Origin of the sequence: Streptomyces sp. NBC_01669, assembly GCF_026339735.1 — a bacterium.
Classification (GTDB): Bacteria; Actinomycetota; Actinomycetes; order Streptomycetales; family Streptomycetaceae; genus Streptomyces; species Streptomyces yanii.
This window is the reverse complement of record NZ_JAPEQG010000001.1, coordinates 5,114,488-5,126,723: the sequence shown is the minus strand read 5'-3', so window position 1 is coordinate 5,126,723 and position 12,236 is coordinate 5,114,488. Positions and strand designations below refer to the sequence as shown.

11 protein-coding genes are annotated in these 12,236 nt (G+C 69.8%); 3 read left to right on the top strand and 8 right to left on the bottom strand.

Going from position 1 to position 12,236, the window contains the following annotated elements; genetic code table 11:
* Positions 1–6: 6 nt before the first annotated feature.
* From folE to dacB, 6 genes are all read right to left on the bottom strand, one after another.
* On the bottom strand, positions 7–612 hold the full coding sequence (gene folE / locus OG972_RS22985) for a GTP cyclohydrolase I FolE (RefSeq protein WP_266984337.1): 606 nt from the start codon (positions 610–612) through the stop codon (positions 7–9).
* Positions 613–757: 145 nt separating this feature from the next.
* Entirely contained in the window at positions 758–2,785 is a 2,028-nt protein-coding gene (gene ftsH / locus OG972_RS22980; protein WP_266984335.1) for an ATP-dependent zinc metalloprotease FtsH, read from the bottom strand.
* Between the two features lie 217 nt (positions 2,786–3,002).
* Entirely contained in the window at positions 3,003–3,542 is a 540-nt protein-coding gene (hpt, locus tag OG972_RS22975; RefSeq protein WP_072487175.1) for a hypoxanthine phosphoribosyltransferase, read from the bottom strand.
* Positions 3,543–3,641: 99 nt separating this feature from the next.
* On the bottom strand, positions 3,642–4,715 hold the full coding sequence (gene tilS / locus OG972_RS22970; protein ID WP_266984333.1) for a tRNA lysidine(34) synthetase TilS: 1,074 nt from the start codon (positions 4,713–4,715) through the stop codon (positions 3,642–3,644).
* A gap of 198 nt (positions 4,716–4,913) precedes the next feature.
* On the bottom strand, positions 4,914–6,047 hold the full coding sequence (locus OG972_RS22965) for a zinc-dependent metalloprotease (protein WP_266984331.1): 1,134 nt from the start codon (positions 6,045–6,047) through the stop codon (positions 4,914–4,916).
* A 49-nt stretch (positions 6,048–6,096) separates the two neighbouring features.
* Complete coding sequence (dacB, locus tag OG972_RS22960) at positions 6,097–7,602, bottom strand: D-alanyl-D-alanine carboxypeptidase/D-alanyl-D-alanine-endopeptidase (protein ID WP_266984329.1); 1,506 nt, start codon at positions 7,600–7,602, stop codon at positions 6,097–6,099.
* A gap of 86 nt (positions 7,603–7,688) precedes the next feature.
* Here dacB and OG972_RS22955 point away from each other — a divergent pair, with 86 nt between their 5' ends.
* On the top strand, positions 7,689–8,183 hold the full coding sequence (locus OG972_RS22955) for an inorganic diphosphatase (RefSeq protein WP_037691000.1): 495 nt from the start codon (positions 7,689–7,691) through the stop codon (positions 8,181–8,183).
* Between the two features lie 204 nt (positions 8,184–8,387).
* Positions 8,388–10,103 (top strand): threonine/serine exporter ThrE family protein, encoded by a 1,716-nt coding sequence (locus OG972_RS22950; RefSeq protein WP_266984326.1) that lies wholly within the window; start codon positions 8,388–8,390, stop codon positions 10,101–10,103.
* Positions 10,104–10,133: 30 nt separating this feature from the next.
* Here the strand turns inward: OG972_RS22950 and OG972_RS22945 are convergent, their stop codons facing one another.
* Positions 10,134–10,850, bottom strand: coding sequence for a DedA family protein (locus tag OG972_RS22945; protein ID WP_266984324.1), 717 nt, complete (start codon positions 10,848–10,850; stop codon positions 10,134–10,136).
* Between the two features lie 146 nt (positions 10,851–10,996).
* Between OG972_RS22945 and OG972_RS22940 the strand changes: the two genes are divergently transcribed.
* On the top strand, positions 10,997–11,362 hold the full coding sequence (locus OG972_RS22940; RefSeq protein ID WP_266984322.1) for a YbjQ family protein: 366 nt from the start codon (positions 10,997–10,999) through the stop codon (positions 11,360–11,362).
* 55 nt (positions 11,363–11,417) lie between these two features.
* Here the strand turns inward: OG972_RS22940 and OG972_RS22935 are convergent, their stop codons facing one another.
* The gene (locus OG972_RS22935) at positions 11,418–12,176 is read right to left on the bottom strand and encodes a MerR family transcriptional regulator (protein WP_266984320.1); all 759 of its coding nucleotides are present in this window, start codon (positions 12,174–12,176) and stop codon (positions 11,418–11,420) included.
* Positions 12,177–12,236 lie beyond the last annotated feature (60 nt).

Here is a 12,236-nt window from a genome sequence, read left to right as displayed (position 1 = left end):
CGGCTCTCAGCGGGCCATGATCAGGCTCATCGCCTCGGCGCGCGTCGCGGGGTCGCGGAGCTGGCCGCGTACCGCCGAGGTCAGCGTCTTCGCGCCGGGCTTGCGGATGCCGCGCATCGACATGCACATGTGCTCGCACTCGACGACGACGATGGCTCCGCGCGGCTCCAGGATCCTCATCAGTGAGTCGGCGATCTGCGTGGTCAGCCGCTCCTGAACCTGCGGGCGCCGCGCGTAGACGTCGACCAGCCGGGCCAGCTTCGACAGGCCGGTGATCTTGCCGGTGGTCGCCGGGATGTACCCGACATGCGCGACTCCACGGAACGGCACCAGGTGGTGCTCACAGGTCGAGAACACCTCGATGTCCTTGACCAGCACCATCTCGTCGTGGCCGAGGTCGAACGTGGTCGTCAGGACGTCCTCGGGCTGCTGGCTCAGACCCGCGAATATCTCCTTGTACGCCCGCGCCACCCGTCCCGGCGTCTCACGCAGCCCCTCCCGGTCCGGGTCCTCCCCGACGGCGAGGAGAAGCTCGCGCACTGCGGCCTCGGCCCGCTTCTCGTCGAACTCACCGATCGAACCCTGGCCGTCCAGCGTCACCGGGTCGGTCATCTGTGCCTCGTTCCTTCAGCTGTCACCTGCGCGGACATCGCGCAGACATACAAAAAGCCGCGCCCCCACAGGCTAAAACCTGGGGGGCGCGGCATCCATTCCGGGTCGGTGGAGCCCCGTGACAGGGGCCACACCGGGGTCCGCACTAGCTCTCGGGACGGTCCTCAGAGATCGCCTCGGTGGCCGGGGCGGTGTCCGTCGGGGTCGACCCGTTGGCCGTGGTGACCCCGTTGGTGAGGGCGAGCTCCTTCGGCGACAGCACCGGCGGCCGCGTCGACGGCGTACGCCGTGCGGAGCCGGTCCACGCCGGGCGGGCCGGACGCTTCACGATTCCGGCGAAGATCTCGGCGATCTGCTCCTTGCCGAGGGTCTCCTTCTCCAGCAGCTGGAGAACCAGGTTGTCGAGAACGTCGCGGTTCTCGACAAGGATCTCCCACGCCTCGTTGTGCGCGGTCTCGATGAGCTTCTTGACCTCTTCGTCGACGAGCGCCGCGACCTCTTCCGAGTAGTCGCGCTGGTGGCCCATCTCCCGGCCCAGGAAGGGCTCGGTGTTGTCGCCGCCGAACTTGATCGCGCCGAGCCGCTCCGTCATGCCGTACTGCGTGACCATCGCGCGGGCCGTGGCACTGGCCTTCTCGATGTCGTTCGCAGCGCCGGTGGTCGGGTCGTGGAAGACCAGCTCCTCGGCCGCGCGCCCGCCCAGCATGTAGGCCAGCTGGTCGAGCATCTCGTTGCGCGTCGTGGAGTACTTGTCCTCCTCCGGCAGCACCATCGTGTAACCGAGGGCGCGGCCGCGGGAGAGGATCGTGATCTTGTGCACCGGGTCCGAGTTGGGGGAAGCCGCCGCGACCAGGGCGTGTCCGCCCTCGTGGTACGCGGTGATCTTCTTCTCCTTGTCGGACATGATCCGGGTCCGCTTCTGCGGGCCCGCCACGACGCGGTCGATCGCCTCGTCCAGCATCTCGTTGTCGATCAGCTTCTTGTTGCTGCGCGCCGTGAGGAGCGCCGCTTCGTTCAGCACGTTCGACAGGTCGGCACCGGTGAAACCGGGCGTACGACGGGCCACGGCGCCGAGATCGACGTCCGGGGCGACCGGCTTGCCCTTCTGGTGCACCTTGAGGATTTCGAGACGGCCCTGCATGTCCGGCCGGTCGACCGCGATCTGCCGGTCGAAACGGCCCGGGCGCAGCAGCGCCGGGTCGAGGATGTCCGGCCGGTTCGTAGCGGCGATCAGGATGACGCCGCCCTTCACGTCGAAGCCGTCCATCTCGACGAGCAGCTGGTTCAGGGTCTGCTCACGCTCGTCGTGACCACCGCCGAGACCCGCACCACGGTGCCGGCCGACGGCGTCGATCTCGTCGACGAAGACGATCGCCGGGGCATTCGCCTTGGCCTGCTCGAACAGGTCACGGACCCGGGAGGCACCGACACCGACGAACATCTCGACGAAGTCGGAACCGGAGATCGAGTAGAACGGGACGCCGGCCTCGCCCGCGACGGCGCGTGCGAGCAGCGTCTTGCCCGTACCGGGAGGCCCGTACAGCAGGACGCCCTTGGGGATCTTCGCGCCGACGGCCTGGAACTTCGCCGGTTCCTGGAGGAACTCCTTGATCTCGTGGAGTTCCTCGACGGCCTCGTCGGACCCCGCCACATCGGCGAAGGTCGTCTTCGGGGTGTCCTTGGTGATCAGCTTGGCCTTGGACTTGCCGAACTGCATGACCTTGGAGCCGCCGCCCTGCATCTGATTCATCAGGAACAGGAAGACGACCACGATCAGGACGAAGGGCAGCAGCGAGAGAAGGATCGAGAGGAACGGGGACTGCTTCGACGGCGAGACGGTGTAACCCTTCTCGATGTCACCGCTCTCGAACTTCTTCTGCAGCGTGTCGGCGAGCTGGACACCCTGGTCACCGATGTAGCTCGCCTGGAACTTGCTGCCGGACTCGCCCGAGAGTTTCTGGCCGTCCTTCAGCTCGATCTTGAGGATTTGTTCGTCGCCGGTGGTCAGCTTGGCCTGCTCCACCTGGTTCTTGCTGATCGCCTGGATCACCTTGCCGGTGTCCACCGTCTTGTAGCCGCCCGACGAGCCGACGACCTGCATCAACACGACCACGGCGAGGACGGCCAGCACGATCCACATGACCGGCCCACGGAAGTATCGCTTCACGTCCATCCATACGGAGCGAAGTCGCCCCGTCCCTCCTGCCCGTAGGTAAATGCTGCTGTGAGAAAAGACTGTTCTTCGGACGGTACCCCAGCATTGTCACCTGCGACCGCCTGGGCCGTCTGTCAAACCCGCCTTCAAAGGCTCCAACGCCGGGAACCCGTCAGGGGTTCCCGAGGGTGCACCCGGGTCGGGTGCGCGGGCCGGAGGAGGGCTGCGAGGGCCTTCAGCCGCCGTAGACGTGCGGGGCGAGCGTGCCGACGAAGGGCAGGTTGCGGTACTTCTCCGCGTAGTCCAGCCCGTAGCCGACGACGAACTCGTTGGGGATGTCGAACCCGACCCACTTGCAGTCGAGCGCGACCTTCGCCGCATCCGGCTTGCGCAGCAGGGTGCAGATCTCCAGGCTGGCGGGTTCGCGCGAGCCCAGGTTCGACATCAGCCAGGACAGGGTCAGGCCCGAGTCGATGATGTCCTCGACGATCAGGACGTGCTTTCCCTTGATGTCGGTGTCCAGGTCCTTGAGGATCCGGACGACACCGGAGGACTGGGTGCCCGCGCCGTACGAGGAGACGGCCATCCAGTCCATCGTGACGGGGGTGGACAGCGCGCGCGCCAGGTCCGCCATCACCATCACGGCGCCCTTGAGGACGCCGACGATGAGCAGGTCCTTGCCCGCGTACTCCGCGTCGATCTTCGCGGCCAGCTCGACGAGCTTCGCGTCGATCTCTTCCTTGGTGAGGAGCACCGACTGAAGGTCGGTGCCCATGTCCTTCTCGTTCACCCGCGTCTCTTTCTTTGCCTGCCCGGTCCGGGGTGGTGCCCCGGCCGTGCGCGGCCGCTCGCCTGCATGTCAGCCGCTCGTGCTTCAGCTCTGCCGAATCACCAGTCTGCCACCCTGGCGCCGGGCTTCGACGCGGCCGGGCAGGTTGATGGCCTGCTGGCCGCGCCAGCCGGTGATCAGACGGTCGACTTCCTCGATGTGGCGGGCGAAGAGGGAACCGGCCGGAGCACCTGCCTCCATGGCCGCCCGGCGCAGCACCCGACGGCGCACGGCGGGGGGCAGTGCGTACAGCTTGGCGCAGTCCAGCTGCCCGGCGTCGTCCCGTACGGCGGTGTCGGCCTCGGCGGCCCAGGTGTCCAGGGCGTCCGCGTCGTCGCGGGAGAGCTGCGCGGTACGGGCCAGGGCCTCGACCACGCCTTTGCCGAGGGCCTTCTCCAGGGCGGGCAGGCCCTCGTGGCGCAGCCGGGAGCGGGTGTAGGCGGGGTCGACGTTGTGCGGGTCGTCCCAGACGGGCAGGGACTGGACCAGGCACGCCTTGCGGGCGGTCTGCCGGTCGAGCTGCAGGAAGGGGCGTCGGTAGCGGCCGGCCGGGCCGGAGGCGGCGGCCATGCCGGAGAGCGAGCGGATACCGGAGCCGCGGGCGAGGCCGAGCAGGACGGTCTCCGCCTGGTCGTCACGGGTGTGGCCGAGCAGGACGGCGGCGGCGCCGTGGCGCTCGGCTGCGGCGTCCAGGGCGGCGTAGCGGGCGTCACGGGCGGCAGCCTCGGGTCCGCCGTCGCGGCCGACGTGCACGGCGACGGCCTCCACCGGGTCGAGGTCCATGGCGGCGAGGCGGGCGACGACCTCGGCGGCGCGGACGTCGGACCCGTCCTGGAGGTTGTGGTCGACGGTGATGCCGCCGGCCCGGACGGCGAGTTTGCGGGCCTCGAAGGCGAGGGCGGAGGCGAGCGCCATGGAGTCGGCGCCGCCGGAGCAGGCCACCAGCACCAGCGGGGCGTCGGGGCGTTCGTGGAGCGCGGGGCGCCGCCTGCCCGGGCCGGCTTCGGCGAGCTCGGGGCGCGGGGCGCGTTCGGTGCGTTCGGCGAATTCGTTCAGTACGTCGTGGAGTACGCGGCGGACCGCCAGGCGTATCGCCGCGACCGCAGGATGGGGACCCATGTCCGGTGCCCTTCGTGAAGTTTTGGGGGTGCCTCGGAGCGTCGGGACGGGAAGAGTGCCGTCACCCAGAGTGCGTCGATGGTGACAGAGCCAAGCCGTTCATCGAGCATTGCACGCCCTCCCGTGCCCCTACGGTCCCTCGGATGGGTGATTACCGGGGCGTACTTCTTCCGGCTTCCCCCGTCGGCCGCCCCATGATCACGACTCTGCCTTACGGTGCACCCTCGCGATCCAGTCCGCCGGTTTGGCGATCTCGGCCTTGGTGGGCAGCGTGTTCGGGGACGTCCAGACCCGGTTGAAGCCGTCCATGCCGACCTCGTCGACGACGGCACGCACGAACCGCTCGCCGTCCCGGTACTGGCGCAGTTTGGCATCGAGGCCGAGGAGCTTGCGCAACGCCTGGTCGAGGCGGCTGGCGCCGCGCGCCCGGCGCTGCTGGAACTTCTCCCGGATCTCTCCGACGGAGGAGACGACCTCGGGGCCGACACCGTCCATCACGTAGTCGGCGTGTCCTTCGAGCAGGGACATCACGGCGGTGAGCCGACCGAGGATCTCGCGCTGGGCGGGGGTCTGGACGATCTCGACGAGGCTGCGGCCGCCGTCCTCGCCCTCCTCGCCCTCGGGCGTGCTGCCGGCGAGCGACTGGGCGGCCTCGCGGAGCCGTTCCAGCACGGTCATCGGGTCGACGTCGGTCTCGTCGAGGAACGACTGGATTTCGCCCTGCAGATGGTCGCGGAGCCAGGGGACTCCGGTGAACTGGGTGCGGTGGGTCTCCTCGTGGAGCGCGACCCAGAGCCGGAAGTCGTGCGGGTCGACGTCGAGTTCGCGCTCGACGTGGACGACGTTCGGGGCGACGAGCAGCAGTCTGCCGCCGCCGCTGAGGGGGGCCGGGAGCTCACGGCTCGCGGGGGCGAACGTCTCGTACTGTCCGAGGACCCGCGAGGCCAGGAACGACAGCAGCATGCCCAGCTCGACGCCGGTCACCTTGGAGCCGACCGCACCGAGCACGGCTCCGCCGGGGCTGCTGGAGCGCCGGTTCTCCATTTTTTCCAGGAGTGGACGGAGCAGTTCGCGGAAGCCCGCGACGTTCGCCCTGATCCAGCCGGCCCGGTCGACGACCAGGACCGGGGTGTCCTCGGGTTCGGCTCCCTCCGGGATCATCCGGGTGAAGGAACGGACGTGCTCCTCCGACGCCTTGGCATGCCTGCGGAGCTCCGCGACGACCTCGCGGGCCTCCTCGCGGCTGATGTCGGGTCCCGGCCGCACGAGCCGGGTCGCGGTCGCGACCGCGAGATTCCAGTCGACCATCTCGGCACCACCGATGCTCGTCATGCGTCAACCGTACGTGCTCGGGTCCGTCCGCGGTGTGCTGTTGACCGGCTCATCGGGTACGGACGGCGAGGCTCGTGGCGAGGGCGTCGAGGGCGGACTGGGCCTCGGCCGGTGACGTCGTGCCGGACGCCAGGAAGGCGAAGGCGAGCAGCCGGCCCTGTGCGTCCACGACCGTCCCGGCGAGGGTGTTCACCCCGGTGAGGGTGCCGGTCTTGGCGCGGATCAGTCCGGTGCCGCGCGAGGTCGAGGTGTACCGGTTGCTGAGCGTGCCGGTGAATCCGGCCACCGGGAGGCCGGTCAGGACGGGGCGCAGCTCGGGGCGGCCGGGTTCCGCGGCGCGGGCGAGGAGGCCCGCCAGCAGCCCGGCGGTGACCTTGTCCTTGCGGTTCAGTCCGCTGCCGTCGGCGAAGTTCGCGCCGGCCAGCGGCAGGTGCAGCTTCTTCAGCCGGGCGGTGACGGCCCGTCGGCCGCCGTCGAAGTCGGCCGGTTCGCCGGCGGCCAGGGCGGTCTGCCGGGCCAGCGCCTCGGCGATGTCGTTGTCGCTGTTGGTCAGGGCCCGTTCGACCAGGGCGGACAGCGGGGCGGAGAGATGCTTGGCGACCGGCCGGGACGTGGCGGCGGCGCGGCCCGGCGCGGGTGCGGACCCGGCGCCGATACCGGCGTCCTTCAGGAGTCCGGCGAAGGTGCGGGCGGCGTCACGGGCCGGGTCCCCGCTGCGCGGGGCGGGTCCGCTGTCCGTCCGGTCGAGCCGCCCCTCGTCCAGCATCAGGGCGCTGACCGGGGCGATGTTCTCGTTGGGGCCGATCGGGTGCAGGGCGGGGCCGGAGTACCGGGAGGTGTCGTACCGGAGCCGGACGGTGTCGACGCCGCGGTCGCGCAGGGCTCGTACGGTGCCGGCGGCCAGTTCGCGCAGCGCCGCCTTGTCGAGGGTGGGGTCGCCGCCGCCCACGAGGGTGAGCGTGCGGGAGTCCGGGGATGCCTGGACGGTCGTGGCGATGCGGTGGTCGGGGCCGAGGGCGGAGAGTGCGGCGACGGCAGTGGCGATCTTGACGGTGGAGGCGGGCGTCATCGCGGTGTCGGCGCCCTTCCCGTACAGCCGCTTGCCGGTGGCCGTGTCGATGACGACAGCGGTACGGACGGTGCCGAGCGCGGAGGAGTCCAGCAGCTTGTCGAGGGTGGTGCGGAGAGCGGCTGCTGCTCCGTCCGGAGTGTCCGGCTCGTCCGGGGCGGCCTTGTCGACCCGGGTGCCGAGGGCCGCGAGGACGGCCGGGGCACTGGGGGCGGGGGCCGGCGCGGCGGGCGCGGCGGGTTCGTGATGTGCGCCACCTGTACGGTCCCTGGCGGCGGCCCACTGCTGCTCGGCCTTACGCTGACCCGAGTCCCAGGGACCGGCGGCGAGGACGGCGCCGGCTGCGAGCGCCAGGCCGAGGACGGCGGAGCCTGCCGTGAACTGCCAGTTGCTCCATCCGTTCACCTTGTTCAGGCAACCCGCGACGGCCGGCCTGCGCAACGCGTTCAACGGGTTGATCGACGGTCTTTTCACCGGCTCGGCCACCGTTGACCAGCCCCTTTCGCGAGCACACATCTCCGTGGGGGACACTTAATCACCAGTCGTATGTGTTGATCATGGAGGAGCCACCCGTGGAGTTCGACGTCACCATCGAGATCCCGAAGGGTTCGCGGAACAAGTACGAGGTGGACCACGAGACCGGTCGGATCCGCCTGGACCGTCGACTCTTCACCTCGACCAGCTACCCGGCGGACTACGGTTTCGTCGAGAACACCCTCGGCGAGGACGGCGACCCGCTGGACGCGCTGGTCATCCTGGACGAGCCGACCTTCCCCGGCTGCCTCATCAAGTGCCGCGCCATCGGCATGTTCCGCATGACGGACGAGGCCGGCGGCGACGACAAGCTGCTGTGCGTCCCGGCCTCCGACCCGCGGGTGGAGCACCTGCGCGACATCCACCACGTGTCGGAGTTCGACCGTCTGGAGATCCAGCACTTCTTCGAGGTCTACAAGGACCTGGAGCCCGGCAAGTCCGTCGAGGGTGCCGACTGGGTCGGCCGCGCCGAGGCCGAGGCCGAGATCGAGGCCTCCTACAAGCGCCTCGAGGCGCAGGGCGGCAAGCACTGACACAGCGGTGTCCGTGACCGCCGCACAGGCGTGATCCCGGTTCCGCTTACGGTTCCCTCTGCGGTTCCGTAAGGAGTTCGGCGCAAGGAACGGGCGGCACATCCCTCAGCGGTGTGCCGCCCGTTTGGCATGTGTGCCCATGTCCGTGCCCATACTGGGCAGGAGCGCAACCCAAGACGCGCAGCCAAGAAGGAGCGAGGTCCAGTGGTGGCGGAACCGGGCGGTCCCGAGGACCAGAAGCCCCAGTCCGACGAGGCGCGCAGCGCCTTTGTCCCGCCGGCCGGTGTGGGGCGCCCCGCTGCGCCGTCCGAGGACGACCACCCCACCTCGGAGTTCGCCCTCCCGGCCGGTCTGACGACCGAACCGCAGGGGTCCGGATCCGGCCCGGGATCGGGTTCCGCTTCCGGACCGGGTTCCGGCTCGGGCTCGGACACGATCGGTTCGGCCTTCGCCCCACCGCGCACGTACAACGCCAGCCAGTCGCCACCCGCCTTCACTCCCGCGCACGGCATCCCGATGATCCGGCTGACCAAGGAAGCTCCTTGGCAGGACCGGATGCGCACGATGCTGCGGATGCCGGTCGCCGAGCGGCCGGCGCCCGAGCCGGTGCAGAAGCCCGACGAGGCGGGCCCGGCGGTGCCTCGCGTGCTCGACCTGACACTGCGTATCGGGGAGTTGCTGCTCGCAGGTGGGGAGGGCGCGGAGGACGTCGAGGCCGCGATGTTCGCGGTGACCCGCTCGTACGGTCTCGACCGGTGCGAGCCGACGGTCACCTTCACCCTGCTGTCCATCTCGCACCAGCCGTCACTGGTCGACGACCCGGTGACGGCGAGCCGTACCGTACGCCGCCGCGGCACCGACTACACCCGGCTGGCCGCCGTCTTCCGGCTCATCGACGACATCACCCACGAGGACGTCGAGGTCTCCCTGGAGGAGGCGTACCGGCGGCTCGCCGAGATCCGCCGCAACCGGCATCCGTACCCCGGCTGGGTGCTGACCCTGGCCGGTGGCGGGCTGGCGGGTGCGGCATCGGTGCTGGTCGGCGGCAACGCACTGGTCTTCGTGGTGGCGGCGGTCGGCGCGATGCTCGGCGACCGGCTCGCCTGGCTCTGCGCCGGGCGCGGGCTGCCGGAGTTCTACCAGTTCGTGGTGGCGGCGATGCCCCCCGCCGCGATGGGGGTCGCGCTGACGCTGACCCACTCGACGGACATCCGGCCGTCCGCCGTCATCACCGGTGGGCTGTTCGCGCTGCTGCCGGGGCGGGCCCTGGTGGCGGGTGTGCAGGACGGGCTGACCGGTTTCTACATCACCGCCGCCGCCCGTCTGCTCGAAGTCATGTACTTGTTCATCGGCATCGTCGTCGGTGTGCTGCTGGTCCTGTATCTGGGACTTCAGCTGGGCGCCCAGCTGAACCCCGAAGCCAGGTTCGTCGCCCACGACCGTCCGGTGGTGCAGATCCTGGCATCGATGGCACTCTGTTTCGCCTTCGCGATCCTGCTCCAGCAGGACCGGTCCACCGTGCTGGCGGTGACCCTCAACGGCGCCGTGGCCTGGGTGATCTACGGCGCCATGGCCAGGACCGGCAACATCTCGCCGGTGGCGGCGACAGCGACGGCGGCCGGTCTGGTGGGCCTGTTCGGGCAGCTGCTCTCGCGCTACCGGTACACGTCGTCGCTGCCGTTCATCACGGCGGCGATCGGCCCGCTTCTGCCCGGCTCGGCCACGTACTTCGGTCTGCTGGGCATGGCACAGGGCAATGTGAACGCCGGGCTCGCCTCGCTGTCGTCCGCGGCGGCGACGGCGCTGGCCATCGCGATCGGGGTGAATCTGGGAAGCGAGATCTCCCGGCTGTTCATGCGGGTGCCCGGGGCGGTCGGCGGAGCGAACCGCCGCGCGGCCAAGCGGACGCGCGGCTTCTGACCCGGGTACGGGCCCCGTATCGAGCAGCGGTCAGCGCTTGGCGTGGCGGCCGCGCTGGCCTGTGGACGGGGCGCCACCTCCGGCGATCGGGCCCCGGTCCTCGCCGCCCCCGGCGGCCGCTTCCTTCTTCGACTTGCTGCGGGCGCGCAGGAACTCGATCGCGATCGGCACCACCGAGATCAGCACGATCAGGATGAGCATCGCCTCGATGTTCTTGCGGACGAGCTCGATCTGCCCGAGCCCGGCGCCGAGCAGTGTGACCCCGACGCCCCAGAGCACGCCGCCGATGATGTTGAACGTGATGAACGAGCGGTAGTTCATCCGGCTCACACCGGCGATGATCGGCGTGAACGTCCGCACGACGGGCACGAAGCGGGCCAGGATCAGCGACTTCGGCCCGTACTTCTCGAAGAACTCGTGGGCCTTCTCGACGTTCTCCTGCTTGAAGAGGCGGGAGTCGGGGCGCTTGAAGAGCGAAGGTCCGACCTTGCGGCCGAAGAGATAGCCCACCTGGTCGCCGATGATCGCCGCCAGCGCCACCAGGACGCAGACCAGCCACAGCGGGGTGTGCAGCTTGTCCGTCGTCACCAGCAGACCCGTGGTGAACAGCAGGGAGTCGCCGGGCAGGAAGAAGCCGATCAACAGCCCGGACTCGGCGAAGACGATGACCAGCACACCGAGCAGTCCGAACTGCCCGATGAGATAGTCCGGGTCCAGCCAGCTCGGTCCGAGCGCAAGCGTATTCAAGGGTCCGGGCTCCAGGATCGGTCGATGGCAGCTGCGTGGCCGCCCAAAGCTATCAACGCCGGAAGACAGCTCCGGGTTCCAGTGGACCGCGCGGGGATGCACACAGGGTGAACCGGGACAAAGCTGTCCCCAGGAGGTGCCACACGATGGGCATTGAGGATTACGGCGGCGGGCAGACGGCACAGTCCGATGTCCTGGTCGTCACCACGAACGACGTCCCCGGGTACCGGGTGACCCGGGTGATCGGTGAGGTGTTCGGCCTGACGGTGCGCTCGCGTCACCTCGGCAGCCAGATCGGCGCCGGGCTGAAGTCGATGATCGGCGGCGAGCTGAAGGGGCTGACCAAGACCCTCGTCCAGACCCGCAATCAGGCCATGGAGCGGCTTGTCGAGCAGGCGAAGGCGCGCGGCGCCAACGCGGTACTGATGATGCGGTTCGATGTGACGGAGGCGGCCGACGTGGGCACGGAGGTCTGCGCGTACGGCACGGCGGCCGTTGTCGAGAAGGCCTGACGTCCCGACGGGCACCGACGGGGGGCCGAGGCGCCCTCGACCCCCGTACCCGGCGTTACGCCCGGCGCTCCGCGTTGGCGTTGATCGCATCCCGCAGGTGTTCGGCCAGGCCGGGCCCGATCGACTCGTAGTAGGCGCGGAACTGCGGATCGCTGACGTACATCTCGCCGAGCCCACGGTGGATCTCGTGGGTGCACTCGTAGAACCACGTGGAGATGTGGAGCCGGTGCGCCTCGGCGAGCTCGGTCGCCCGCTCCCCGGTTGCGGGTTCGCCCGCCTCCATCACCGCGGTGTACGCCTCGCTCCACTCGGCGACCTCGGCCTGCATCCGCTTCCAGTCGTCCTTGGTGTAGCCGGCCGCCCGGCGCTGCGACTCCGCGTACGTGGCGGTGGAGCCCCAACGGCGCTCCGCCTCCTCCGCGTGCTCCTCCGGGTCCTTGGCCCCGAAGACCTCGAACTTCTCCTCGGGCGTGAGATTGATACCCATCTTCCGTGCCTCCATGGCTGTTTCGACGGCGGCGGCCATCTTCTGGAGTTCGGCGATCCGGCCGGACAGCAACGCGTGCTGGCGGCGCAGGTGGTCCTGCGGATCCACGTCCGGGTCGTCGAGCAGCACCGCGATCTCTTCGAGCGGGAAGCCGAGTTCCCGGTAGAACAGGATCTGCTGCAGCCTGTCGAGGTCGGCATCGCTGTAACGCCGGTGGCCCGCGTGGCTGCGCCCGCCGGGCGAGAGCAGTCCGATCCCGTCGTAGTGGTGCAGGGTGCGCACCGTGACTCCGGCGAACCCGGCGACCTGTCCCACGGAAAAGTCCACGGCTCTCCACTCCCTTCTGCTTTCGCTCTGTACGCCGGTGCTTCGGTACGGACCCGAGCC